The organism is Cloacibacterium sp. Arc13 (assembly GCF_041431305.1).
GTDB lineage: Bacteria > Bacteroidota > Bacteroidia > Flavobacteriales > Weeksellaceae > Cloacibacterium > Cloacibacterium caeni_B.
Window position 1 is genome coordinate 329,397 of sequence record NZ_JASMRM010000002.1, and the last position, 26,764, is coordinate 356,160.

Sequence of the window (26,764 nt, forward strand, 5' to 3'; positions counted from 1 at the left end):
AAAAGAATTTTAAAATTTAAATCTCTATTAAATATCATGAAAGAAGTATTTATCGTTTCAGCAGCAAGAACACCTATGGGAAGTTTTTTAGGAAGTTTATCTAGCATTCCTGCCCCTAAATTAGGTTCAATTGCCATCAAAGGAGCGTTAGACAAAATTAATCTTGACGCAAATCACGTTCAAGAAGTTTATATGGGTAATGTTTTACAAGCTGGAGAAGGTCAAGCTCCTGCTCGTCAAGCTGCATTAGGCGCTGGTTTATCAAACGAAACACCTTCTACCACAATCAATAAAGTATGTGCTTCTGGGATGAAAGCCGTAATGATGGCTTCACAATCAATTAAATCTGGCGACCAAGACGTAATCGTAGCTGGCGGAATGGAAAACATGAGCCAAGTTCCGCATTATTATAGCGCGAGAAATGCTGTAAAATTGGGGGATGTAAAAATGCAAGACGGAATGTTAGTTGACGGTTTGACTGATGTTTACAACAAAATTCACATGGGAGTTTGTGCAGAAAAATGTGCAGCAGAATATGAATTCTCAAGAGAAGACCAAGACAACTTCGCAATTCAGTCTTATAAAAGAAGTGCAGAAGCTTGGGCTTCTGGTAAATTTAAAGAGGAAATCGTACCTGTAGAAATTCCACAGAGAAAAGGAGAACCTATTATTTTCGCAGAAGACGAAGAATATAAAAATGTAAATTTTGATAGAATTGGAACTTTGCCTACTGTTTTCCAAAAAGAAAATGGAACGGTAACGGCTGCTAATGCTTCTACCTTAAATGACGGCGCTTCTGCATTGGTTTTAATGTCAAAAGAAAAAATGGAAGAATTGGGCTTAAAACCTTTGGCAAAAATCGTTTCTTATGCAGATGCTGCTCACGAACCTGAATGGTTTACAACAGCTCCTGCAAAAGCATTACCAATCGCTCTTAAAAAAGCTGGTTTAGAAGTTTCTGACATTGATTTCTTCGAATTTAATGAAGCTTTTTCAGTAGTTGGTTTGGCCAACAATAAAATTTTAGGTTTAGACGAATCTAAGGTAAATGTAAATGGTGGTGCCGTTTCATTAGGACATCCTCTAGGAAGTTCTGGTGCTAGAATTATCGTTACACTCATTAATGTTTTAAAACAAAACAATGGCAAATATGGCGCTGCTGCAATCTGTAATGGAGGTGGTGGTGCTTCTGCAATTGTGATTGAGAATTTATAATTTTCTCATCTTACAAATGATTAACCATTAAGATTTATTGATTTTTTAGTCAATTTCTTAATGGTTTTTTTATTTTTGTGTAATAATTCCCTTTTACGGAAAAAACTATGAAACAAAATATCAAAAATAACCCTAAAATCATGAAAGCTTGGGCTTTCTACGATTGGGCGAATTCTGTTTATTCACTGGTAATTACCTCTACCATTTTTCCTATTTACTATTCTATTATTACTACTGCTTATGAAAAAAGCGAGTACGTAACCGAAACTGGAAAATGGATAAAAGTTCCTGTGAGGAATATGATTAATATTTTCGGAAAAGATTATCAACCAGATGCAGTTTATGGCTATTCGCTTACCATTTCGTTTTTGATTGTGGTCATTCTTTCGCCGATTTTATCATCTTTAGCAGACACCATTGGAAATAAAAAGTCTTTCTTACAATTTTTCGCTTATTTAGGAGCAACTTCTTGTATGGGATTGGCAATGTTTACCAATATGAATAACGTCTTCTTAGGATTGCTATTTAGTATTACTGCGAGTGTAGGATTCTGGGGAAGTTTGGTTTTCTACAATTCCTTTTTACCAGATATTGCTACGCCAGATAAACAAGATGCACTTTCTGCAAAAGGTTACGTTTATGGTTACATTGGCTCCGTAATTTTAGTGGTGATTTGTTTGGCATTAATTATGTTTTTTGCGGATACTCCAAAAGAAGCACTTTTATACACTAGAATTTCATTCTTATTTACAGGAGCTTGGTGGTTTGGATTTTCTCAATACACCTTCAAACATTTACCTCAATTTGGTGAAGTAAAAGACCAATTACCAAAAGATTTAGTGTTATTGAACCTTAAAAATATTTTCAAAAGTCATAAATCGAATGGAGGTTTTTTCGAAGTTTTAAAAGACAATATTATCTTCTATATTGAAATCGTGAAAGAGAGTTTTAGAGAATTGTATAAAGTTGGTAAACAATTATTTAGAACCGCTAATCTCAAGTATTTTTTAGCAAGTTTCTTCTTTTACAGTGTAGGAATGCAGACCATTTTCCTAATGGCCACATTATTTGGAAAGAGTGAAATCAACCTAGACCAAGGAAAACTAATTATGACCTTGTTATTGATTCAAATAGAAGCCATTATTGGTGCTATTTTCTTCTCGAGATTATCCAAAAGAATAGGCAATAAAAATGTGATTAGCATTACTATTATTTTATGGATTTTTGCTTGTCTTTCTGCTTATTTCCTCAAAAAAGAAAATCCAAATGTAGAGTATCAATTTTACGGAATTGCAGCCATCATCGGTTTGGTAATGGGCGGAATTCAGTCGATGTCTCGTTCTACCTACAGTAGACTTTTACCAAAAGATTCTATGGATAACACTACATATTTCAGCTTTTATGATGTATTAGAAAAGATAGCAATTATTTTAGGAACATTTATTTTTGCTCTATTGATTGATAATTATGATGCAATAAGATTGTTCTTCTTACAAGAAACTTCATTCCAATTGCCTACCACTTCAGGAATGAGATTTGCAGCACTTTCCATGTCTGTTTTCTTTGCATTAGGATTGTTCTTCATTAGATTTTTGAAATTCAACAAAATATCAGACAAAGAAACTTTGTAAATCTTTAGATAATATATTCACAAGAACCTCAAATTTGAGGTTCTTTTTTTATGCGGAAATCTTACGATTGATAAACTTTTTCAGAGAATAATTCCGTATTTTTGTAAGTCTTGATTTTTTTGACGAGATTGACATTATGAGTACAGAAAAAGAATACATCGAAATATACGGAGCCAGAGAACACAATCTTAAAAACATCAATGTTAAAATTCCTAGAAATGAATTGGTTACCATTACGGGACTTTCAGGTTCTGGGAAATCTTCTTTGGCTTTTGACACCATTTTTGCAGAAGGACAAAGACGTTATATCGAAACTTTCTCTGCATATGCTCGTCAGTTTTTGGGCGGTTTAGAGCGTCCAGATGTGGACAAAATCGAAGGACTTTCTCCTGTAATTGCCATCGAACAAAAGACTACCAATAAAAATCCACGTTCAACGGTAGGAACCGTTACAGAATTATATGACTTTCTGCGTTTGCTTTTCGCTAGAGTTTCAGATGCTTATTCTTTGGAAACTGGTCAAAAAATGGTGAGCTACACAGAAGAACAAATTCTAGAAACCATCAAAGAAAATTATAAAGGCGAAAAAGTATTGCTTCTCGCTCCAGTTGTACGTTCCAGGAAAGGACATTATCACGAACTTTTTGTACAATTGGCTAAAAAAGGGTATTCACAAGCCAGAATTGATGGAGAATTACAAGATATAGAATATGATTTAAAGTTAGACCGTTATAAAACTCACGATATAGAAGTGGTAATAGACCGATGGATTATCGGCGAAAATGCCACGGAAACCAGAATGGCAAAATCGCTGAAAACGGCATTGCAAATGGGAGAAGGAGTAGTGATGGTTCAGAAATTAGGCGCAACAGACTATCAATATTTTTCTAAAAATTTGATGGATGCACACAGCGGAAATGCTTTGCCTATTCCAGAGCCAAACACGTTTTCTTTCAACTCACCAAAGGGAAGTTGCCCAACTTGTAAAGGTCTCGGAACCATCAAAAAAATCAATGAAGAATTTTTGGTAGAAAACCCTAATTTTTCCATCAATCAAGGCGCTTTATTACCTCTAGAAGTTTTGAAAGGAAACAAATGGCTTCTCACTCAAATTAAAAACATTTTAGAGATTTTCGGGCTAGGTTTAAATACTTCTTTCAATGAAATTCCTCGTGAAGCTGTAGATTATATTTACTACGGTTGCCAAAAAGAATTCACTGCTGACTTGAAATACGCGGGAATTTCTAAGAAAATAAAAATCAATTTTGAAGGGTTGGTTCCTTATCTCAGTCAAGTAATTGAAGATAAAGAAAACTACGACGCAGTAGTGCTTGAAAGACAATTTACCACCGAAGAAACTTGTCCAGAATGTAACGGAGCAAGACTTCAAAAAAGCAGTTTAGCTTTTAAAGTTGATGGAAAAAACATTGCTGAAATCAATGCTTTGAGTTTGTTGGATTTGAAAGATTGGATTCAAGAAGTTAAAGAAAAATTCAGCGAAAAAAATAAAATTATTGCCAACGAAATTCTAAAAGAAATAGAAACCAGATTGAAGTTTTTATTAGACGTCGGTTTAGATTATTTAAGCTTGAGTAGAAGTTCTAGAACGCTTTCTGGTGGAGAATCTCAGAGAATTAGACTCGCTACGCAAATTGGTTCTCAACTCGTAAATGTATTGTATATTTTAGATGAACCAAGCATTGGTTTACATCAAAGAGACAACGAAAGACTCATCAATTCATTGAAAAATCTTCGTGATATTGGCAATTCTGTTCTCGTAGTAGAACATGATAAAGACATGATTCTAGAAGCCGATTACGTTCTCGATATCGGTCCTAGAGCTGGAAAACACGGCGGTGAAATTCTTTGGCAAGGAAAACCTAAAGATTTAATCAAAGCCAATACAATCACGGCAGATTATCTCACGGGAAAAAGAAGCATAGAAATCCCTAAAGAAAGAAGAAAAGGAAATGGAAAATTTCTAAAATTAAAAGGCGCAACAGGAAATAACCTGAAAAACGTAAACCTAGAAGTTCCTTTAGGAAAATTGGTAGTAGTAACAGGAATTTCAGGAAGTGGAAAATCTTCTTTGATTAATGGAACGCTTTATCCAATTCTCAATAAACATTTTTACAGAGCGGTTCAAGAACCTTTGCCTTACAAAAAATTTGAAGGTATCGAAAATATCGACAAAATTGTAGATGTAGACCAAACTCCTATTGGAAGAACACCACGTTCTAATCCTGCAACTTACACCGGAATGTTCACCGATATTAGAAATCTTTTTGCAGAATTGCCAGAATCTAAAATTCGTGGTTATAAAGCAGGAAGATTCTCTTTCAACGTAAAAGGTGGAAGATGCGAAACGTGTCAAGGTGGTGGTTTAAAAGTCATAGAAATGAACTTTTTGCCCGATGTTTACGTGCATTGCGAAACCTGTAACGGAAAACGTTTCAACAGAGAAACTTTGGAAGTTCGCTACAAAGGAAAATCAATTTCTGATGTTTTGGAAATGACCATTGATGAAGCGGTAGATTTCTTCCAACCGATTCCTAAAATTTATGCTAAAGTGAAGACTTTGCAAGATGTTGGTTTAGGATATATTACACTTGGCCAACAATCTACCACATTAAGTGGAGGAGAAGCGCAACGTATAAAACTGGCAACCGAACTTGCCAAAAAACAAACAGGAAACACGCTTTATATTCTGGATGAACCTACAACAGGTTTGCACTTTGAAGATGTAAAAATCTTGATGGAAGCCATCAATCAGTTGGTAGAATTAGGCAATTCTTTTATTATTATTGAACATAATTTAGATGTCATTAAATTAGCAGATCACATTATAGACATCGGTCCAGAAGGTGGAAAACACGGTGGCGAAATCATCGCAATAGGAACTCCTGAAGAATTGATAAAATCAAAAAAATCTTTGACTGCTAAATTTTTAAAAAAGGAAATGGAATAAAATTTCACCTTTAAAATAAAATAAACCTAATCGTAGATAAAAAATGAACTACCAAATCCGTGAAATGCTTCCAGAAGATGGAACGAGAGTTTTAGAAATTTTAAAACAAGGAATCGAAGGCGGCAATGCTACTTTTGACAAAGAAGTTCCAAGTTGGGAAACTTGGGACAATAAATATTTCAAAGTTTGTAGATTGATTTTAGAAGACGAAAATGGAGTAGTGCAAGGTTGGGCTGCCATTCAACCTATTTCTGCAAGAGTTTGCTATAAAGGAGTAGCAGAAGTAAGCATTTATCTCGATAATTCAGTTCATGGAAAAGGTTTCGGCGAAATGTTGCTCCATAAATTAATAGAAGAAACTGAGGAACATGATTTTTGGACTTTACAATCTGGGATTTTTCCAGAAAATGTAGCGAGTATTAAAATTCACGAAAAATTAGGCTTCAGAATCATTGGAAGAAGAGAAAAAATCGCTGAAATGAACGGTGTTTGGAGAGATGTAATTCTTTTAGAAAGAAGAACTCATAAATTCTAAAAACGTTAAAGTTTTCATAAGAAATAAGATTTTGGCAAAGCTTTTGTTTTAAAGAAATCATCAACCCCAAAATCTTAAAAAAATGAAAAATATATTTAAAATATTCGGCGCTTTAGCACTCACGATAACTGTAGTTTCTTGTGGTTCTAGTAATGTTTACGGAGATAATGGAAGAGTTTATAGAGCTCCAGATGGTAGAATTTACAGACAAGGCGAAATTTATAGAGCACCCAATGGTGATGTTTACCGAAATGGTGTTTTAATCAGAAGTGGTTCTTCTACGGTAATCATCGTAGATGACAGACCGCAAAATTTACCTCCTGGACAAATGAAAAAAGTCTATGGAACCAAATCTGCTAAAGTTTTCGCGCCTGGTCAACAAAAAAATGATCGTTATTACTATGATGAACACGGCAAAAAAAGAAAAATGAAGCACAAAAAGAATCACCGATAAAAACAGAGATTAAATATTGATAATGAGAGCCCGAATTTTCGGGCTTTTTTATGAAATTCCTTTTTCTATATTTCTATTTAAATATACTTTATAATCAGGAGTTTCCACAGCATATTCTGTATGCATGAAAGGCGAAGTTAGAATAAAATCTGCGGTAGAGGCATCACATGCTACGATAATATTCCAAACGGCACAAATTCTTAAAAAAGCCTTTACATCTGGATCATGAGGCTGCGCTTCCATAGGATCCCAAAAGAAAATAACAATATCTATTTTTCCTTCGGCAATCATTGCACCGAGTTGTTGATCTCCACCAAGTGGGCCACTCATTACTCTGTGAACAAGAACGCCCAATTCATTTTCTATCAATTTTCCCGTGGTTCCTGTAGCAATTAATTGATGTTGTTGAATCACTTCACTGTGTTTTTTTACCCATTCAAGTAATTCATCTTTTTTATGGTCGTGAGCAATAAGCGCTATTGTTTTTTGAGGAGAAAGCAATCTTACATTTTTAGTCATTTCATTCATTTTTGAACAAGTAAATTTACAAAAAAAGCAGAACAAAATGTTCTGCTTTGGTATTAATTGTATTTTAATATTTTAGTTTTGGCTAAGATATTCTGCAGTTGCAGTTCTAGTAGCATTCATTGCTGCTTTACCTTCTTGCCAGTTTGCTGGACAAACTTCTCCGTATTTTTGAACGTGAGTGTAAGCATCAATTAATCTTAAATATTCTGCTACATTTCTTCCAAGAGGCATATCATTTACGCTTTCGTGGAAAACTTTTCCTTCTTCATCAATTAAATAAGTTGCTCTGTACGTTACGTTAGACCCAGAAAAAGTTTCGTTTCCTTCTTCATCATATTCGAAATCTTGGTCTACAATTCCTAAAATATTAGCCAATTGTCTGTGTGTATCAGCTAAAAGTGGATAAGTCACTCCTTCTATTCCTCCCATATTTTTTGGAGTAGATAACCATGCGAAGTGTACCTCGTTTGTGTCACAAGAAGCACCAATAACCATAGTGTTTCTGTTTTTAAATTCTTCTAAAGCAGCTTGAAAAGCGTGTAATTCTGTTGGACAAACAAAAGTAAAGTCTTTTGGATACCAAAATAATAAAACTTTTGATTGATTTTTTACTGCTTCTTCTAGTACGTTAATTCTTAAATTTTCTCCTGATTTAGAGATTGCGTCTACCGTTACATTTGGAAATTTTCTTCCTACTAATGCCATTTTTTTGTTGTTTTTAACTATTATATTTTCAGACTGCAAAATTAATCAATTTTAAAAATTTAAAAATGAGAAACCGATAATTTTTTTCTATGACTCCTAAAAAGCAAAAAATCTTCAGCTTTTGACTGAAGATTTTAAGGATATTTTTAAAAATTTGTTAATGAATTTCTGCCTCTGTTAAAACTTTTCTAATTCTACTCATCGCTTCTTTTAATTCTTCTTCAGAAGCCGCATAAGAGAATCTGATACAGTTAGCATCACCAAAACTTACACCTCCTACACAAGCTACATGTGCTTTTTCTAATAAAAACATCGCAAAATCATCAGAATTATTGATGAGAACACCGTCAATCGTTTTCCCGATGTAATAAGAAATATCTGGGAAGAAGTAGAAAGCTGCTTTTGGCAAATTAACTTTAAATCCTGGAATATCTTTTATCAATTCAAAAACCAAATTTCTTCGTTTTTCAAAACTTTCTACCATAAAATGATATTCACTCGGATCTGTTTCCAATCCTGTAATCGAAGCTCTTTGCGCAACTGTATTCGCACCAGAAGTCATTTGTCCTTGAACCTTATCACAAGCTTTTGCCAACCATTCTGGACAAGCGCTATAACCAATTCTCCAACCGGTCATTGCAAATGCTTTAGACATTCCGTTGATTACGGCAGTTTGCTCATAAACTTGTGGAAATTCTGCAATAGAAGTGTGTTTTCCATCGTAATTGATGTATTCGTAGATTTCATCAGAAATAATCGTTACATAAGGATATTTTGCTACTACATTGGCTATTTTTTCTAATTCGTCTTTCGTATAATAACTACCAGAAGGATTACAAGGCGAACTGTAAAGAATTACTTTCGTTTTTGGAGTAATTGCTGCTTCCAATTGTTCAGCCGTCATTTTAAACTCTGTGTCAATATTCGTTTCAATAAAAACAGAAGTTCCGCCCATCATTTTCACCATTTCGTCGTAAGAAACCCAATAAGGAGCTGGTAAAATAACTTCGTCACCATCATTTACTACTGCTGCTAAAACATTAAGAATAGACTGTTTTGCACCGTTTGAAACACAAATTTGAGTCGGTTTATAATCTAGATTATTATCTCTTTTCAGCTTTTTAGCAATGGCTTGCCTCAATTCTAAAAATCCTGGAACAGGCGAATAATGAGAAAAATTTTGATTAATAGCATCAAAAGCAGCTTGTTTGATATTCGCAGGAACATCAAAATCTGGCTCACCAAGAGTTAACGAAATAACATCTATTCCCGCAGCTTTCATTTCACGGGCTTTATTGCTCATTACGAAAGTTTGAGAATAACTTAATCTGTTTAATCTATCTGACAGTTTATTCATTTTTACGATTTTTAGCAAAGATAAATTTTAAAGTATAAATTCCGAAAGATTTCCGCGATAAATTCTTTATTTTTGTTGAAATATTAGAAAGCATATGTCTTCAGAAATTATTTTAAAATATTTCCCAAATTTAACAGACCAACAAAAATCTCAATTCCAACAGCTTGAAATGCTTTATAAAGATTGGAACGGAAAAATCAATGTGATTTCGAGAAAAGATATTGATGAATTCTACGAAAGACATGTTCTCCATTCATTGGGAATTGCAAAAATCATGGAATTTGCAGATGGAACCAAAGTTCTAGACATAGGAACTGGCGGTGGTTTCCCGGGAATTCCTTTGGCGATTTTATTTCCGAATGTAGAATTTACTTTGGTAGATTCTATTGGCAAAAAAATTACGGTAGTGAATGCAGTTGCTGAAAGTCTTGGATTAAAAAATGTAAAAGCCTATCACGAAAGAGCCGAAAAAATAAAAGACAAATTCCATTTTGTAGTGAGCAGAGCAGTTACACAAATGCCTGTTTTCTTGCGTTGGTTAAAAGGAAAATTCGAAAAAGAACAATTTAACCCAAAACATAATGGCGTTTTATACTTAAAAGGTGGAGATTTAGGTGAAGAACTCGCTGGAATAAAATGTGAAATTTACCATCTGAAAGACCAATTCGAAGAAGAGTTTTTTGACACTAAAAAAGTAGTATATTTATCCAAAGGAAATTTTAATTCATAAAAACTAAAATCAATGAAGAAAATTTTTAACCTCAGTGTAATCACTTTATTAGCTGGATTTTTCGCTGTTTCTTGTGATAGAAATGACGAAGATGAAATTCAAAATGTAGAATCTATCAAGATAGACAGCGTGAAAATTGCACAAGACACGATGGATGTTTTCACCATTCAAACCATCAAAACGTATTCTACTTATCCAAGTGCTTGTGATGATTTTTTTGGATATGATTACATCAGAAATGGTTTAGAAAGAAATGTGGTGGCTTATTCTTACACCATTAACGGAACTTGTACTCAAGCAACAAGAGTTGGAGTAAATGGTTTCAACTTTAGACCAGAAGAAAAAGGTATTTACACTTTCAAATTTTGGAACGGAAAAGACAGCAGCAACCAAAACATTTGGATTGAGAAAACAATTGTAGTAGAGTAGTATGAAGAAAATTCTCAGTCTTATTATATTGTTTTGTTTTTTAACTGTTTTTTCTCAAAAATTAGTCTGGAAAGAAGGAACAAAACTTAATTGGAGTCTTTTTAAATCCCCAGAAAACAAAATGAAAAGTGACAGCACCATTGTCAGTTATTCTTCTTGTGGACTAAGTTACACCGCTTTTAAAGACAAAGCCAATAATAAAATGAAGGTGAGAATAGATGCTACTTTTGACCCAAGCAAATCTTGGAAACATCCTATTAAAACCAAAAATCTCAATATCAATCATGAACAAGGCCATTTTGATATTGCCGAAATTTACGCTAGAAAACTGAGAAAAGAATTTCTAGAAAATGTAAAAACGGAGAAAGATTACCAACTGAAATTTAAGTTGATTTATCAAGTGATGTATGGTGAATTTCTCGATTATCAAAACTATTATGATAACATTACAAAACGAGGAACCAACGCCGAAAAACAAAATGAGCTAGATGCAGAAATTAAAGCTCAACTCAAAAAACTAGAACGCTATAAAAACTAATGTTACACCAAAAATTTTTACAAAAAGTCATCTCAGAAATACTCGAAAAATCTTCGGATTTATCGGGTTTTTCATTTATAATTCCAGGAAAAAGACCCGTAGTTTTTATTAAAGAAATTTTAAAAGAAAAAAACTATAACGGGATTCTTCCAGAGTTTTTTACGATTGATGAATTAGTCCACAAAATCAGTCAAAAACAAGAAATCAAAGGCATTGCACTTTGGCTTTTTGCCTATCAAACCTATACTCAACTTTATCAAGATGAAGATCTTGCTACATTTCTAAAATGGTTCCCTACACTACAAAAAGATTGGGATGATATGCTAAAATTCCATGGAAATGATAAAGAAATTCTGGAATGGATGCTTGCTGAAGAACGCATCAAAAACTGGGGCGAAAATCTGGGCGATGAAGAAGGCGCTAGAAAGAGAAATCTCAATTTTTGGAGAAAAATGAATGCTTTTCTTCCTTTTTTACAAGAAAAATTAGAGGAACAGCAATTGGCTACTTCGGGAATGATTCATCTTTACACCAAAGAAAATTTAGAAAATTATTGCAAAAATTTCAATCTTAGAGCCGTTTTTATTGGGTTTAACGCTTTTACTCCCGTTGAAGAAAAATTAGTCAGAACGCTTTTACAATGGGACAAAGCAGATATTTTCTTTCATGCAGATGAATACTATTTCCATGACGAAAGACAAGAAGCAGGAAAATTTCTCCGCGAATACAAAACTTGGAAAGAATTTAATGATTCTAGAGATTTCAACTGGATTGAAAATGAATTTTCTGTAGACAAAAACATAAAGGTTTATGAGGTTTCAGGAAATATTGCTCAAACCAAAGTTTTGCCAGAAATTCTTTCAGAAATTCACACAGAAAATTGTGATTATCAAAACACTGCAGTAGTTTTATTAGATGAAAATTTGCTTCCTGCTACGTTAGATTCTCTCGCATCTGTTGAAAAACTGAACATTACAATGGGCTTTCCGTTGAAAAATTTGGCTTTTTCAAATGCGATGAAAAAACTGTTTCATCTTCATAAACAATTAGAAAAAAACGCTTCTTCATATTATTACAATGATATTTTACCGATTTTAGATGAACTTCCAAAGAATTTTAAAGACGAAAATATCATCAAAAACTTCGTTGCAACCTTAGAAGAAAGAAACATCGTTTATATTTCTAAAAAGCAATTAAGCGAATTATTGAACGGACTTTCTTTCTATAATTTGTTTGAAAAGCAAGACGCTGAAACCTTACTCAATACTTTAATTGATTTTTGTAAAGATTTAAAATACAATGAAATAGATAATGTACAATATGAAAATATTTCTCATTTTGAGAAGAGTTTCGTCGTCATCAAGAATCAACTTTCTCCATATCAATATCAAGTAAAAATCGAAACATTGGAAGTGTTGATTAATCAACTCATTAACTCTGAATCAATAGATTTTGTGGGAGAACCTTTAGAAGGTTTACAATTGATGGGACTTTTGGAAACACGATTGTTGAATTTTGAAAACATTATTCTTCTTTCTGCCAACGAAGGAAAATTACCGCTGGGAAATTCGCAAAATACTTATCTTCCATTTGATGTAAGAAAGCAGTTTAATCTACATACTTTCTTAGAAAACGACGGAATTTATGCCTATCACTTTTACCGATTTTTACAGAATGCCAAGAATATTTATTTGCTTTACAATGCCCTCGGTTCTGGCGTAAATACAGGCGAAAAAACGAGATTCATTACCCAAATTGAAATGGAATCTCAGCATAAAATAGAGCATATCATCATCGAAAATACTTCTGAACCGATTAATCAAGAACCGATTACGATTGAAAAAACACCTTCAGTTCTTGAAAAATTAGAAGAATGGAAACAGAAGGTTTCGCCATCACATTTGGTGACCTATCTTTATAATCCTATTGATTTTTATTTGGATAAAATTCTCAACACCAGAGAAACCACAGAAATTGAAGAAGAACTTTCTCAACGAAATTATGGAACTTTAGTGCACAATGCATTAGAATATTTATACGGAAAAATAATCGGTAAAATATTAAAAGTTAATGATTTAGAAAATTTACTTCAACAAGTAGATGAATCAATTGACAAAGCGATTGAACGACTAAAACATCAACCAGAATTCTACGAAAAAGGAATGAATTTTGTTCACAAACAAATAGCCAAAAGAGTAGTAGAATCTGTTTTGAATTATGATTTAGAGTTGGTTAAAAAAGGGAATGCTTTGGAAATTGTAGCTTTAGAAAGAAAAATTGAGAATATCCCTTTCAAAATTGATGAAAATAATCAAGTGATTTTCTACGGATTTATTGATAGAATTGATATTTTGAACGGAACTTTAAGAATCATTGATTATAAAACGGCAAAGCCTAAAAACCTGAAAATCAAAATAAAAGAAGACAAAATTGAAAATCTTTTCTTTGATGACAAATACAAACAAGCGATGCAATTGTGCATATATCAATATTGTATTTCTCAAATAGATGAGTTTAAAAATCGGGAATTAGAAACGGGAATTTGGAGTTTTGCAGAAGTGAATAATGGAGTACAAAAAGTAGAATTTACCGAGGATAATTTTGAAGATTCTTTAGTTTCTGTGAAAAACTTAATTCTAGAAATCCTGAATCCAGAAATTCCATTTACAGAAAAAGTTCACGAAAACTGGAATTGATAAAAAAATATAATCAACAAATAAAATGGAGCGTTTAATAACGCTCCATATTTTTTTTAATCTCTGTTAAGAATGTCGAGGCAAGAGCGCCATCTACAATTCTGTGGTCATAACTTAAAGACAAAGTCATCACCGATTGAGGTAATATCTTTTCTTCGCCGTTTTCTTCTATAATCCAAGCTCTTCTCAAAATATTTCCCAAAGCGAGAACTGCAACTTGCGGTCTGGAAATAATAGGCGTTCCGCTTTCTGAACCGAACATTCCTGTATTAGAAACCGTGAAAGTAGTATCTTGAATATCGTCTGGTTTTAGTTTTCCGTTTTTAGCTCTGGTTCCTATTTCTGAAACTTGTTGAGCAATTTCTATAACCGATAAATTCTGTGCATTTTTAATATTCGGAACGATGAGATTACCGTCAGGAAGTGCTGCTGCAAAACCTAAATTAATGTTTTTCTTTTCTAACAATTCTTCATTATTAAACCAAGAATTTAGAGTAGGATAGACCTTAATTGCATCTACTACGGCTTTCATTATCAAATGCGTATAAGTGAGTTTTACCGCATTTTCTTGTAGAAATTTCTCCTTATTTTCTTCACGATAAGCCACTAATTTTGTCACATTTACATCCATAAAAGTAGTAACATGTGGAATGCTTCGCCAAGATTTTTCCATATTTTCGGCGATGAGTTTACGCATTTTAGAAAGTGGCTCTAAAGTTTCGCCGAGTTCTACTTTAAGTTGAATTTTTTCTTCAACAAATGGAGTAGAAGTATTTTGTTTTCTTGGTTTTAAGAAATTTTCTACATCTTGTTTTCTGATTCTACCGTTTTCACCAGTTCCATTAATTTTCTGCAAATCTTCTAAACTCAATCCGTTTTCTGCAGCCATTTTTCTTACCACTGGAGAAAGGAAAGATACGAGTTCTGAGTTCCGATAGCTATCGGAACGAGGTGTGAGTTGAATTTTGTCGTTTTGAGCGGAATGTAATGAAGTCGAAAAATCTTTTAAAGATTCTTCATTACGCTTTGCATCAATCAGATTGACACCCGAATTTTCTTCAACAGAATCATCAACTTCCATTGTACAAATAGGAGTTCCTACAGAAACTTCTTCGCCTTCTTTTACAAGAATTTCTTTAAGCGTTCCTTCGTATTCTGAGAAAATCTCCGAATCTACCTTATCTGTTCCGATCACGGCAAAAAGTTCATCTCGTTTGATGAAATCTCCTGGTTTTTTAAGCCATTCTACAATTTTGGCTTCGATGGTAGATTCTCCTATTTTAGGTAATGGTATGTTGATGGTTTTCATTGTTTTTCTCTCGCTGATTTTGCTGATTGAGCAGATTTTTTTTCTTTCAAATCTCCTTGATAATCTTTTTTTTTAGTCTTCCTCCTTTGAAAATAATTAAATATAATACAATAAATGGTATAAATGGAATTAATAAAAATCCAAAAAACTCTTCTTTTATTCTGAAGTAAATCGTCGAAAATAAATCTCTAATAATAATTCTTGGTTCTTTAAGAAATGTATAAATAATTGCAATGATGCCAATTGCAAAAATCAAAGGAACAATTATTTGTATAATTTTAATTTCCAATATTTTAATATTTCTATATCATTCATTTTTCGCGTGAGCGATTGCAGTGGAAATCTTTTATTTTGTCAGTCTGAGCGGAGTCGAAGACTGACAAAATAAAAGATTGCAACGGAAAGCGCGACTTTTTTGCATGGCAATAGCAGTGGAAAAAAGGCACGCCAAAATCAAAAAAAAAACTTTGTCAAAGATTTAAAAGCTTTGACAAAGTATAATTTTTATGAAAATGCGTTGATTCCTGTAATATCAAGACCTGTAATAAGTAAGTGAACATCTTCTGTTCCTTCGTAAGTGATTACAGATTCTAAGTTGGCAGCGTGACGCATCATTGGGAATTCTCCCATAATTCCCATTCCGCCAAGAATTTGACGAGATTCTCTTGCTACATTAATCGCCATTCTTACGTTGTTTCTTTTTGCCATAGAAATTTGAGCAGGAGTAGCTTTATGGTCATTCTTCAAGGTTCCTAATCTCCAACAAAGCAATTGAGCTTTTGTAATTTCTGTTAAAAATTCGGCTAATTTTTTCTGTTGAAGTTGGAAACTTGCAATTGGTTTTCCGAACTGTGTTCTTTCTTTAGAATACTGAACAGCAGTGCAATAACAATCAATTGCTGCACCAATTACGCCCCACGAAATTCCGTAACGTGCTGAATTTAAACAAGAAAGAGGACCTTTTAAACCTTCTACATTTGGTAAAAGATTTTCTTTAGGAACTTTTACGTTATTAAAAACCAATTCACCCGTTTTAGAAGCTCTCAAACTCCATTTATTGGTAGTTTCTGGAGTGGTAAAACCTTCATAACCGCGTTCAACAATCATTCCGCGAACTTTTCCGTCTTCACCTTTTGCCCAAACTACAGCAATATCACAAAGTGGAGCATTGGTAATCCACATTTTAGCACCGTTAAGCAAATAATGATCACCCATATCTTTGTAATGCGTTTCCATTCCGCCAGGATTAGAACCGTGATTAGGCTCTGTTAAACCAAATGCACCGATAAATTCGCCAGAAGCTAATTTTGGAAGATATTTGCGTTTTTGTTCTTCTGAACCAAACTCATAAATAGGGAACATGACTAAAGAAGATTGTACAGAAGCCGCAGAACGAACGGCAGAATCACCACGTTCTAACTCTTGCATAATGAGTCCGTAAGAAATTTGGTCTAAACCAGCACCTCCATATTCTTCTGGAATATAAGGACCGAGAGCGCCAATTGCTCCTAATTCTTTCATGAGATTAGGAATGTCTTTATGATGTTGCGCTGCATCATCAATTTGAGGCATAATAAATGACTGAACCCAATCTCTAACAGAGTTTCTGATTAATATATGTTCTTCTGTAAGTAAATCATCAATTCCATAATAATCTGGAATGCTATTTAAAGGATAGTATGACATTGCGTTTAAATTTTGCTAAAAATACGAGGATTTCGCATAGTATCAAAATACCCAATAGAAAAAGTAAACTGCAACTATTTGTAGAGAAAAAATTAAAAAATTCATCTAAAATAGAGTAGAATAGCATGAAAAATTACTAACATTATTTACATTTAACAGGCGATAAAACTCTTCCAGATTTAAAATCTACATTTTTATCATTCACAATAATCATAGTAGAATCGTTCTTTTGTTTCAAAGCCGTAATTCCTTCGTAAAGTTTATTGTCTTTTGTCAAAAAGCGAACATCTATTAACGAATGCATTCCCTCTGAAAACATATCGTAAGTTAATTTTAAGGTATCACCAGATTTTATACCATACACTTTTCCAGTAGAACCATCTTTTTCAAAATTATCGTAGCTCATTTTTCCTTTTACAGAATCTGTAGGATAAAGAGTGTAAGAAAGGTGTAAAGAATCTTTACCAACCACAGAAAGATAACAAAATTGCAAAGTATCTTTTTTTGGCTCAAAAGTTTCTGGATAATTCTGGTGAATGGTATCTTCAGGAATTATGGTATATGAAGATGTTTCTTTTTTGTTACAAGAAATAAAAGAAATGCTTATCAAAAGAATAACTACAAAATTTTTCATAATTTTTCTTGTAAAAGTATGGTGATAAACAATTTAAAACTTTATAGAATTCTCATCAAAGATTATAAACATTCAGTGGATTAAAAGGAATGAAAAGGTTAGGAAACTATAATGATATTGAAGTCATAAAAAATACTATTTAACATAATATAAATTATAGGAATTAACTGAAATATTATGTTTAATCGTTTACAATTGTTCTGAATGTCAAATTAATTCTTGGCTCGGTGATTTTAACATTTGTATAAAGCTTGTGTTTCCAATAGATTTGAGTTTCATCTTTCATGATGAGTAATGAGCCATTCTCAAGCATTAGAGAAATTTCTTCTTTGCTAAAATTATGTTTGAAACCAAATTTTCTTTCTGCACCGAAACTTACAGACGCAATTGCAGAATGCTTGAGAATTTCTTTTTCGTTATCAGAATGCCAACTCATCGCTTCAGAACCATTGTGATAATAGTTCAATAAACACGCATTAAATTTTTCGCCTGAGATTTGTTCCACCGTAGATTTTATTTCTAAAATAAATTTTAGCCAATTCTCAGCGATTTTAGTTTTTCCCGAATATTTATAAGAAATTCCTTCATCTCCTAAAAAAACAACTTTTCTTTTGGTAATAATTTCTTTACCTAAAATATTAACTACATCATGTTGCCAATTGATTTCATTGAGCAATTTAACATAATATATTTCACTTTGTTCTTTCGTGAAAATTTTCCCATAATAATGTACAGTACCGTGTCTTGGTAAAAGATTATTCATTTGTTAGATGTTAGATGTTAGATTTCAGATGTGAGATTCTAGACTTTTTCTAAAATTACACATTTCTATCAAATTCAAGATTATTTCAAAAATAAAAAAGACGCTTTTCAGCGTCTTTTAAAATTTATTTTTTTAAACATTTTTCTAAGAATTGGTCTTGTTCCCAAAGCAAGTGTAAAATGTTTTCTTTAGCAACATAACCGTGAGCTTCTTTCGGTAAAATCACCATTCTTACAGGTGCTCCCAAGTTTTTCAACGCTTGGAAATAACGCTCTGTTTGCAATGTAAAAGTTCCCGGATTATTATCTGCTTCACCATGAACCAAAAGCATTGGTTTTTTCATTTTATTGGCATTCATAAATGGTGACATTCCGTTATAAATTTCTGGAACATCCCAATAATTACGCTGTTCACTTTGGAAACCAAAAGGTGTTAAAGTTCTATTATAAGCGCCACTTCTTGCAATTCCACATGCAAAATCATTAGAATGCGTCAATAAATTAGCCGTCATAAAAGCTCCATAAGAATGTCCACCCACTGCTACTCTATTTCTATCGATATAACCTAATTGGTCAACTGCATCAATTGCAGCTTTTCCATTCGCAACCAATTGCGGAATAAAAGTATCATTCGGTTCTGTAGTTCCTTCCCCAATAATTGGGAAACTTGCATCATCTAAAACCGCATAACCTTTAGTCACCCAATAAATAAACGAACCATAACTTGGGAAAGTAAATTCATTTGGATTGGCTGTGTTTTGTCCAGCAGTTGCTTTATCTTTAAATTCTTCAGGATATGCCCAAACTAAAAGTGGCAATTTTGGTTTCTTTTTGAAATCATAATTTGCTGGTAGATAAAGTGTTCCTTTCAGCTCTACTCCATCATTTCTCTTATATTTGATGACTTCTTTATGAATAGTAGAAATACTCGCAAAAGGATTTGCAAACTGAGTTACCGCTTCTGCTTTGTTGTTTTTAATATTTCTTACAAAATAATTAGGATACTGATTTTTAGACTGTTGCGTCACTAAAACCGTTCCTTTATTGGCATCAATAATATCAATAATATCTTCTTTTACATTTGGTGTTTTAGAAGTGTATAATCTTTTGGTTTGGAAGTTTTTAAAATCAAATTCGTCAATAAAAGGAAACTGACCATCCTTGGTAAAACCATCACCAATTAAGTGCGCTTTTCCGTTTTTGATAGAAATTACATATTGTCCGAATTCATTTTTATCGGTTTGGAAATTACCTGGATCCGCATAAACATCTTGATAATTTCTTTCGGCAATTTCTTTATTTTCTCCTGTTTTTGGATTCAAGAAATACGTTTTTTGTGAACGCGTATCATACCAAGAATCCATTACTACAGCGTTTTCTTCATTCCCGAATTGAATTCCTGCAAATCTTTGTTTGGTTTTCATCAAGGATTTAGGTTCTGCAGAAAAAGGTGCATCCCAAGTAAAAATTTCGTCTCTAAATTCTGCTTTTTTGCTTTGATCACCACCATCTAGAGCTTCTACAAAATATAAACTTGCAGGTTTATCTGCTCTCCAAGACATATTTCTTTTGCCTGTTCTAACTGATGAAAAACCTTTTGGCATAATTTCATTCAGCGGAACGTCATTTACTGTTTTTACTAAATTTCCTTGTAAATCAAAAACTTGAGCAGTCATAGGAAATCTAGAAAGCGGAACGATGTAAGAAAATGGTTTTTTGATGGTAGAAATCATCACATAATTTCCGTCTGGCGAAAGTTGAATTCCTGCATAAATATCAGCAGATTTGTAAGGAGTTTCTGCTCCATCAAGATTCATTTTCACCAATTCTGTTTTGGTTAAAGTCTCAAAATTGGCTTCATCCATAGGATTTTTTAACAAATCCTGATACGTTCTGTTTTGAGAAACTTTTCCGTCTGCATTAGAAACAATTGGTCCAGTTGGAAGATTTTTCTTTTCATTTAATAGAGCTGGTCTATTTGCTGGAAGTTTTCTTACGATTAATTCCTGAGAATTTTTCAACCAAACAAAAGGAGAACCTAAATTGGCATTAAGATTATCGTTTGAAATTTTCTTAGCTGTTCTGGTTTCTAAATCTAAAATCCAAAGTTCTACTCCTTTTTCTGTAGTATTGGTAAACGCTAATTTTTTTTCGTCTGGAGACCAAGAAAGATTGGTGATTTTAGGATTTTGAGGCAATCCAATTACTTGTGTTTCTTGCTTTTCGTTGAATTTTCTAACCTTTAAATTACTAATATACGTAACAGAACTCGAAATATTGGTTACGGGATTTACACGCAAACCTGCCAATTTCATTTCTTCTTGGTTAAGGTCGTCTAACGTTTTATAAGTAGGTCTGTAAGAAAAAACCATCCAGTCTTTTTTGCTGTTCATAGAAACAGAAGGTGTTCTTTGGAAATCAGCGAGTTGAAGAATTTCAGCAGAAGGTTTTTGGTAGGTTAAATTTTCTTGCGAAAATCCAAAAATGGATAAAGCGAGAAATAAAACAGAAATTTTGATAGATCTCATATTTTAAATTTTTGATTTTTTGATTAGTGGTTTTATTGAAGGGAAAGTTACAATTTTTCCTGAAATTTCTGAAGATTTCTGCATTTGCGCTAACGATGGAAGCGGCATCCTTTTTTAAATTTTTTCCTCACTGACTCTCCTAAAAGAGAGAACCAAAATTTAAAAAAGATACAGCGGACAGCGTGTTAAAGCGCCAAAAAACACCCCGTCATTCAGAAAATCTGAATGCCACCCCTCTAAAAGAGGGGAACAAAAAAGACGCTAGAAGCGCCTTTGAATTTATTTTCGATTGATCATTCTGTCGATGGAAATGCTTCCAGGACCGGCTACAAATATTAAAATGTAGTGGAATAAATAGAGTAATGCCATTTCTTGTTTGGCAAAAGGATCGTTTCCATGAACCACAAAAACCGCAACTAACATCGTGATAATGAGCGGAATAGAAACAAATCTGGTAAAAAGTCCTAAAATTAAGAAAAGTGAACAAAGAACTTCTGCAAGAACTGCTAAAACGAGGGATGTTTTGCTGCCGATTCCGAAGAAATTAATAAAATCATGACTTCCTCCGAGAAGTTGCATGAGTTTCGGAAATCCATGAGTGAGCATTCCCAATCCTACAAAAATTCTAATGGCTAGTAACGCCCAATCTAACAAGGTTTTGTTATAACCCGTTGTATTAAGATTCTTCATTTTCTCTTTATTTTTAGACACTCAAAAATAAAAAATAAATCTGAAATGATGTGTCTTTTTATCATAAAAAAACTCAACCAAAATGATTGAGTTTTTATTTTATCTGTAACCGAAATTCTTAAGGTCTCTTTCGTTTTTACGCCAATCTTTTTTGACTTTTACAAAAAGATTAAGGTGAATTTTCTTGTCAAAAAATTTCTCCAAATCTATTCTGGCTTCGGTTCCCACTTTTTTGATGGCTTCACCTTTGTGACCGATGAGAATTCCTTTTTGGGTGTCTCTTTCCACATAAATAATAGAATCTATAAAGATAATTCCTTCTTTTTCTTTGAACATTTCTGTTACCACTTCTACAGAATACGGAATTTCTTTGTCGTAATTCAACAAGATTTTTTCTCTGATATTTTCGTTTACGAAGAAACGTTCAGATTTATCTGTGTATTGGTCTTTGTCGTAATAAGGCGGATTTTCTGGCAATAAAGCTTTTAATTTTGGCAAAATTAAATCCGTATTAAAACCTTCTAAAGCTGAAATCGGTAAAATTTCTGCTTTTTCAATTTTATTATGCCAATACTCTACTTTTTCGAGCATCGCTTCTTGATTAGAAATATCTATTTTATTGAGTAAAATAAGGACTGGAACTGGAATTTTGTTCAGTTTATCTACCAAAAATTCATTCGGTTCTTCTTTATCCGTAACATCTACAATGAACAAGAAAACGTCTGCATCTTGTAAAGAATCTTTTACAAAATCCATCATTTTTTCCTGCAATTCGTATTTAGGTTCTAGAACTCCTGGAGTATCTGAAAATACGATTTGTAGGTCTTCTTCATTATAAATCCCGAAAATACGGTGTCTAGTTGTTTGTGCTTTTTGGGTAACAATCGCTAATTTTTCGCCCATCAATTGATTGAGCAATGTAGATTTTCCTGCGTTTGGTTTCCCAACTATATTTACAAATCCTGCTTTGTGCATTTGTTTTACTTAAAATTAAAGGATTAAAAGATTTAAAATTTCTTTTTTGCAAAGGTAAGGAAAATAGAATTGGGAAATAATTAAAACGAAAAAATTGTCATTCCCGAGGAATCTTTGAAACATTGCGTTCCTACGGAACGAGAATTATTTTAAAAATTTCGAAAGTTGTACAATTTATAAGAATTTAAAATTACTTTCTTACTACAGGCAAAATTTCGTTTACGTTTAATCCGAATCTTTTTTGTTCTTGTTCCGAAAATTTTTGAGAATAGAAATTAATATCTACTGAGAATCCTACAGATTTTAACCTTTCGAAATAATCCATTCCATACCAGCGAACATGATCGTATTGCCCGAAATGTTTCTGACGTTCTTTTGGGTCTGTTATGGTAAAATCTTCGTAGGTTTTTTCTAAAGAATTTTTCATGGGAACTTGCAGAATTCCCCATCCTCCTTTTTTCATCACTCTATAGAGTTCGCTCATCGCTTTTTTGTCGTCTATAATGTGTTCTAAGACGTGATTACAGAAAATGACATCAAAACTTTCATCTTCAAAAGGCAAATCTAGAATGTCTGCTTTTACATCTACAATCGGCGAAAACAAATCTGCAGAAGTGTATTCTAAATTCTTCATTTTCTTGAATTTCCTCAAGAATTCTTGCTCTGGAGCAATGTGAAGCACTTTATAATTTTGAGTAAAAAAATCGGTTTCATTTTTTAGATACAACCACATTTGACGATGGCGTTCAAGGCTTAAAGTACCTGGCGAAAGTGCATTTTCACGTTGTTTTCCGTAACCATACGGTAAAAATTTACGGTAGGATTTCCCGTCAATCGGGTCGGTGAATTTATTTCCTTTGAAAAAAAGATAGATTAAAGGGCGAAGAAAAATGCTTAGGTTAATAAGCATAGGTCTTGGAATTTTATTCAATAAAAATGATGCGAGTTTCTTCATATAATTTCTAAACCAAATTTAAAAAAATATTTTTCATTTTTTAAAATAAATTTTGGAGTATCTATACATAAAAAAAACGGACAAAAGCCCGTTTTAATTGATATTCATATTTTCTAAAAATCCATAGTAAATGGTTCTTCTTCGTTGCTTGTAATTCCTAATGCTTCGTAAATATATTTGAAGGTAGAAAGTAAAACTGGCTTTCCATTAATCACTGCAACATCATGTTCAAAATGTGCAGAAGGTGTTTTGTCTAATGAAGTCACCGTCCATCCATCTTTGTGGAATTTAACCTGATGTGTTCCCAAATTAACCATAGGTTCTATAGCGACAACTAGACCATCTTTGATGACTTTTCCACTGCCTTTTCTTCCATAATTAGGAACTTGAGGATCTTCGTGCATACTTCTACCCAAACCGTGACCTACCAATTCTCTTACCACTCCATAACCATGTTTTTCGCAGTGTGTTTGAATAGCATTAGAAATATCTCCTATTCTTTTTCCACGAACACATTGTTCAATCCCTTTGTAAAGTGATTCTTTGGTTACTCGAAGTAATTTTTTGGTTTCTGGTGCTACTTCTCCTACTTCGAATGAATAGGCATGGTCTCCATAAAAACCATTCATATAAACACCACAATCTACAGAAAGAATGTCTCCTTCTTCCAACGGAATATCTTTTGGAATCCCATGAACTACCTCTTCATTGGGAGAAATACACAGGGAATTGGGGAAACCATACATTCCTAAAAATGCAGGTTCACCACCATGATCTTTAATAAAATCATGAGCTAATTTATCCAAATGTAATGTGGTAACTCCCGGTTTAATTTCTGCTGCAATCATTCCTAAAGTTTTAGAAACGAGCTGAGCACTTTCTCGCATTAAACGGAGTTCTTCTATTGTTTTAAGTATAATCATTTTATTTAAAGAGCCATGGCAAAAGTAAAAAGAGCCATGTATTATTAATATTTATAGTTTAGTATTGTTTATAATGGAAGCTAAAATATTTTTAAGTTCTTTACTCTCCTATATAAGAGATTCTAACTGTTCATTTTCTGACCTTTCTAAAGCTTTAATTACTCTTAATCAATAATTGGACTCTCTAGCTTCTCGAAGAGATATTCTTACTTTATTTTTAAAATCAGCTTTAGAAGATCCAGCTTGTGATTCTTCATAATTAGCACCAATTGAAGTTGACGATTTTGTTAACTGTAATTTTATTACATTATATTCAAAATCATGAGGTAAAGTTCTTAAGAAAATAATACAGTTTACCCCAAATTTAAAAGTTCTATCTAACAGATTATTATTTTGCATACATTAGATTTTAAAACTTGTGTCTTTTTACTTTTTACTTGGGTCTTTTACTTTTACCAAAATAAACCTTTTTTCTTTTCTTTTTTCATTTTAGAATAAGCTAAAACTTCGCCTCCTTCTACTCTGAATTCTATTCTTTCGGTGATGATGTTATAGATTTCTCCCCAACCAGGAAAACCGCCTAAGTTTCTATCATCTATAAATAAATCAGCATCTATTTTTCTGGATTGAGTTTCATCATCAAAGATTTCACCTTCGAAACTAGAGTTTACAGCGTAGAATTCTATTCCATTTTTTCTACAAAACTCTACCGCTTCTTCTAAAGCTTTGCCGTGTCTATAAGTCCAAAGAATTAATCTATATCCTTCGGATTGTAATTTTTTAAGGGTTTCAAAAGCAAAAATTTTAGGTTTTCCAATTGAGGGATAAGCGTCCTCTACAATAGTCCCATCAAAGTCTATAGCTAATTTTTTACTACTTAACATATTATATCGTTTGAATTTTTGGACAAATATATGAAATTAAAAAAGGCTATTAATAAGCCTTTTTTTAAATATTATTTTCTTTTTGTAAAAGTCTGTTTAATTTAAGAGACTAAAACTTCTCCTGTCATAATTTCTGGAATTTCTACGCCCATTACTTTTAAAATAGATGGCGCTACATCTCCTAATTTACCTGGTTTCAGATTCCAAGTTTGGTCTTTATCCATCACAATTAGCGGAACTAAATTAGTAGAGTGTTGTGTGTTAGGACTTCCATCAGGATTAATCATATAATCAGAATTTCCGTGATCTGCCAAGATGAAAACAGCATAACCATGTTCATAAGCTGTAGTTGCTACTGCTTCTATACATTTATCTACCGCTTCACAAGCTTTTACTGCCGCTTCGAAAACTCCAGTATGCCCTACCATATCTGCATTAGCAAAATTTAGACAAATGAAATCCGCAGATTCTTTTTCTAATTCTGGTAAAATAGCATCTCTGATATCAAAAGCAGACATTTCTGGCTTCAAATCATAAGTTGCAACATCTTTTGGACTCGGACAAAGCAATCTTCTCTCTCCTACATACTCTTTTTCTCTACCTCCAGAAAAGAAGAAAGTAACGTGAGGATATTTTTCTGTTTCAGCAATTCTGATTTGAGTTCTACCTGCTCTTTCTAGAACTTCGCCCATTGTTTCTTGTAAAACTTCTTCATCAAAGATAACTTTTACATTTTGGAAACTTTCGTCATAATTGGTTAAAGTCACATAGTAAAGATTCAATTTTTTCATTCCAAAATCTGGGAAGTCTTGTTGAGAAAGCACTTCTGTAATTTCTCTACCTCTGTCTGTTCTGAAATTGAAACAGAAAACTACATCATTTTCCTCAATTTTAGCAGTAGGAAGATTATTATTTTCTGAAACGATAATTGGTTTTAAAAACTCATCAGTAACACCTTCTGCATAAGATTTTTCAATCGCTTCTACAGGATTTTTGGTAATTTCTCCTACTCCATTTACCATTGCATCATAAGCTAATTTCACACGTTCCCATCTCTTATCTCTATCCATTGCGAAATATCTTCCAACTACAGTTGCTAATTTCCCTGTAGAGATTTTCATGTGATTTTGTAAATCTTCTATGAAACCTTTTCCAGACATAGGATCACAGTCTCTACCGTCTGTAAATGCGTGTACGTAAACATTTTCTGTCAATCCAAATTCCTGAGCCGCAGTTAATAAACCTTTCAAGTGATTGATATGAGAGTGAACTCCACCATCTGAAACCAAACCGATAAAATGTACTTTTTTATGATTCAATTTAGCATATTCAAAAGCCATTTGAATTCCTGGCTCTAATCCTAGAGTATTTTTTTCTACCGCCATATTCAGTTTTACCAAATTTTGGTAAACTACTCTTCCTGCGCCTAAATTCATGTGTCCTACTTCAGAATTTCCCATTTGTCCTGCTGGTAAACCTACTGCAAGTCCAGAAGCTTCTAGCGTGGTATTTGGAAATTTTGTATAACAAGAATCTATAAAAGGTGTGTTTGCTTGGTAAATTGCAGACACTTTATTATCCGTTCCTAAACCCCATCCATCAAGAATGGCAAGTATTGCTTTTTTAGCCATT

The 26,764-nt window shown here is 33.0% G+C and carries 24 protein-coding genes; 9 read left to right on the forward strand and 15 right to left on the reverse strand.

Annotation, left to right across the window (positions count from 1 at the left end):
* The first annotated feature begins 36 nt into the window (after nucleotides 1-36).
* The 5 genes from QO190_RS03400 (at nucleotide 37) to QO190_RS03420 (ending at nucleotide 6,803) form a co-directional block, all read left to right on the forward strand.
* Nucleotides 37-1,215, forward strand: a complete 1,179-nt coding sequence (locus QO190_RS03400; RefSeq protein ID WP_371461104.1) for an acetyl-CoA C-acyltransferase — start codon at nucleotides 37-39, stop codon at nucleotides 1,213-1,215.
* Between the two features lie 107 nt (nucleotides 1,216-1,322).
* Nucleotides 1,323-2,846: an MFS transporter gene (locus QO190_RS03405; protein WP_371461102.1), complete on the forward strand. Its 1,524-nt coding sequence runs from the start codon at nucleotides 1,323-1,325 to the stop codon at nucleotides 2,844-2,846.
* 136 nt (nucleotides 2,847-2,982) lie between these two features.
* Nucleotides 2,983-5,814, forward strand: coding sequence for an excinuclease ABC subunit UvrA (gene uvrA, locus QO190_RS03410; RefSeq protein WP_371461101.1), 2,832 nt, complete (start codon nucleotides 2,983-2,985; stop codon nucleotides 5,812-5,814).
* A gap of 43 nt (nucleotides 5,815-5,857) precedes the next feature.
* Nucleotides 5,858-6,349: an N-acetyltransferase family protein gene (locus QO190_RS03415; RefSeq protein WP_371461100.1), complete on the forward strand. Its 492-nt coding sequence runs from the start codon at nucleotides 5,858-5,860 to the stop codon at nucleotides 6,347-6,349.
* 82 nt (nucleotides 6,350-6,431) lie between these two features.
* Nucleotides 6,432-6,803, forward strand: coding sequence for a hypothetical protein (locus tag QO190_RS03420; RefSeq protein WP_371461098.1), 372 nt, complete (start codon nucleotides 6,432-6,434; stop codon nucleotides 6,801-6,803).
* Nucleotides 6,804-6,851: 48 nt separating this feature from the next.
* On the opposite strand, the gene QO190_RS03425 is transcribed toward QO190_RS03420, so the two are convergent.
* The 3 genes from QO190_RS03425 to QO190_RS03435 all read right to left on the reverse strand — a co-directional run bounded on the left by QO190_RS03425 (nucleotide 6,852) and on the right by QO190_RS03435 (nucleotide 9,393).
* Nucleotides 6,852-7,331, reverse strand: coding sequence for a methylglyoxal synthase (locus QO190_RS03425; RefSeq protein ID WP_371481250.1), 480 nt, complete (start codon nucleotides 7,329-7,331; stop codon nucleotides 6,852-6,854).
* 72 nt (nucleotides 7,332-7,403) lie between these two features.
* Complete coding sequence (locus tag QO190_RS03430; RefSeq protein WP_213195948.1) at nucleotides 7,404-8,036, reverse strand: peroxiredoxin; 633 nt, start codon at nucleotides 8,034-8,036, stop codon at nucleotides 7,404-7,406.
* A gap of 157 nt (nucleotides 8,037-8,193) precedes the next feature.
* A complete protein-coding gene (locus tag QO190_RS03435) occupies nucleotides 8,194-9,393 on the reverse strand; it encodes a pyridoxal phosphate-dependent aminotransferase (protein WP_371481252.1) in 1,200 nt (399 codons plus the stop codon).
* A 94-nt stretch (nucleotides 9,394-9,487) separates the two neighbouring features.
* Between QO190_RS03435 and rsmG the strand changes: the two genes are divergently transcribed.
* The 4 genes from rsmG to QO190_RS03455 all read left to right on the forward strand — a co-directional run bounded on the left by rsmG (nucleotide 9,488) and on the right by QO190_RS03455 (nucleotide 13,786).
* On the forward strand, nucleotides 9,488-10,123 hold the full coding sequence (rsmG, locus tag QO190_RS03440) for a 16S rRNA (guanine(527)-N(7))-methyltransferase RsmG (protein ID WP_371461095.1): 636 nt from the start codon (nucleotides 9,488-9,490) through the stop codon (nucleotides 10,121-10,123).
* Nucleotides 10,124-10,135: 12 nt separating this feature from the next.
* Nucleotides 10,136-10,552, forward strand: coding sequence for a hypothetical protein (locus QO190_RS03445; RefSeq protein ID WP_371461094.1), 417 nt, complete (start codon nucleotides 10,136-10,138; stop codon nucleotides 10,550-10,552).
* Nucleotides 10,553-10,673: 121 nt separating this feature from the next.
* Nucleotides 10,674-11,090 (forward strand): DUF922 domain-containing protein, encoded by a 417-nt coding sequence (locus tag QO190_RS03450; protein ID WP_213195945.1) that lies wholly within the window; start codon nucleotides 10,674-10,676, stop codon nucleotides 11,088-11,090.
* Nucleotides 11,090-13,786 (forward strand): PD-(D/E)XK nuclease family protein, encoded by a 2,697-nt coding sequence (locus tag QO190_RS03455; protein ID WP_371461092.1) that lies wholly within the window; start codon nucleotides 11,090-11,092, stop codon nucleotides 13,784-13,786. The genes QO190_RS03450 and QO190_RS03455 overlap by 1 nt, the downstream gene beginning before the upstream one ends.
* A gap of 34 nt (nucleotides 13,787-13,820) precedes the next feature.
* Here the strand turns inward: QO190_RS03455 and QO190_RS03460 are convergent, their stop codons facing one another.
* From QO190_RS03460 to gpmI, 12 genes are all read right to left on the reverse strand, one after another.
* Entirely contained in the window at nucleotides 13,821-15,095 is a 1,275-nt protein-coding gene (locus QO190_RS03460) for a dihydrolipoamide acetyltransferase family protein (protein ID WP_371461091.1), read from the reverse strand.
* Between the two features lie 504 nt (nucleotides 15,096-15,599).
* Nucleotides 15,600-16,781, reverse strand: coding sequence for an acyl-CoA dehydrogenase family protein (locus QO190_RS03465; RefSeq protein ID WP_371461090.1), 1,182 nt, complete (start codon nucleotides 16,779-16,781; stop codon nucleotides 15,600-15,602).
* 142 nt (nucleotides 16,782-16,923) lie between these two features.
* Complete coding sequence (locus QO190_RS03470) at nucleotides 16,924-17,415, reverse strand: hypothetical protein (RefSeq protein ID WP_371461089.1); 492 nt, start codon at nucleotides 17,413-17,415, stop codon at nucleotides 16,924-16,926.
* Between the two features lie 181 nt (nucleotides 17,416-17,596).
* Nucleotides 17,597-18,178, reverse strand: a complete 582-nt coding sequence (locus QO190_RS03475) for an alpha-ketoglutarate-dependent dioxygenase AlkB (RefSeq protein ID WP_371461088.1) — start codon at nucleotides 18,176-18,178, stop codon at nucleotides 17,597-17,599.
* A 124-nt stretch (nucleotides 18,179-18,302) separates the two neighbouring features.
* Entirely contained in the window at nucleotides 18,303-20,705 is a 2,403-nt protein-coding gene (locus QO190_RS03480; protein ID WP_371461087.1) for a prolyl oligopeptidase family serine peptidase, read from the reverse strand.
* Between the two features lie 279 nt (nucleotides 20,706-20,984).
* Nucleotides 20,985-21,395 carry a DoxX family protein gene (locus tag QO190_RS03485; protein WP_104794092.1) on the reverse strand — a complete coding sequence of 137 codons (411 nt, stop codon included), beginning with the start codon at nucleotides 21,393-21,395 and terminating at the stop codon, nucleotides 20,985-20,987.
* Nucleotides 21,396-21,494: 99 nt separating this feature from the next.
* On the reverse strand, nucleotides 21,495-22,370 hold the full coding sequence (gene era / locus QO190_RS03490; protein ID WP_371461086.1) for a GTPase Era: 876 nt from the start codon (nucleotides 22,368-22,370) through the stop codon (nucleotides 21,495-21,497).
* Nucleotides 22,371-22,560: 190 nt separating this feature from the next.
* Nucleotides 22,561-23,325: a class I SAM-dependent methyltransferase gene (locus QO190_RS03495; protein ID WP_069799072.1), complete on the reverse strand. Its 765-nt coding sequence runs from the start codon at nucleotides 23,323-23,325 to the stop codon at nucleotides 22,561-22,563.
* Between the two features lie 113 nt (nucleotides 23,326-23,438).
* Nucleotides 23,439-24,248, reverse strand: a complete 810-nt coding sequence (map, locus tag QO190_RS03500; protein WP_371461083.1) for a type I methionyl aminopeptidase — start codon at nucleotides 24,246-24,248, stop codon at nucleotides 23,439-23,441.
* A gap of 168 nt (nucleotides 24,249-24,416) precedes the next feature.
* The gene (locus QO190_RS03505; protein ID WP_371461081.1) at nucleotides 24,417-24,647 is read right to left on the reverse strand and encodes a four helix bundle protein; all 231 of its coding nucleotides are present in this window, start codon (nucleotides 24,645-24,647) and stop codon (nucleotides 24,417-24,419) included.
* 53 nt (nucleotides 24,648-24,700) lie between these two features.
* Nucleotides 24,701-25,132 (reverse strand): BT0820 family HAD-type phosphatase, encoded by a 432-nt coding sequence (locus QO190_RS03510; protein WP_371461079.1) that lies wholly within the window; start codon nucleotides 25,130-25,132, stop codon nucleotides 24,701-24,703.
* Nucleotides 25,133-25,233: 101 nt separating this feature from the next.
* On the reverse strand, nucleotides 25,234-26,763 hold the full coding sequence (gpmI, locus tag QO190_RS03515) for a 2,3-bisphosphoglycerate-independent phosphoglycerate mutase (RefSeq protein ID WP_371461078.1): 1,530 nt from the start codon (nucleotides 26,761-26,763) through the stop codon (nucleotides 25,234-25,236).
* Nucleotide 26,764 lies beyond the last annotated feature (1 nt).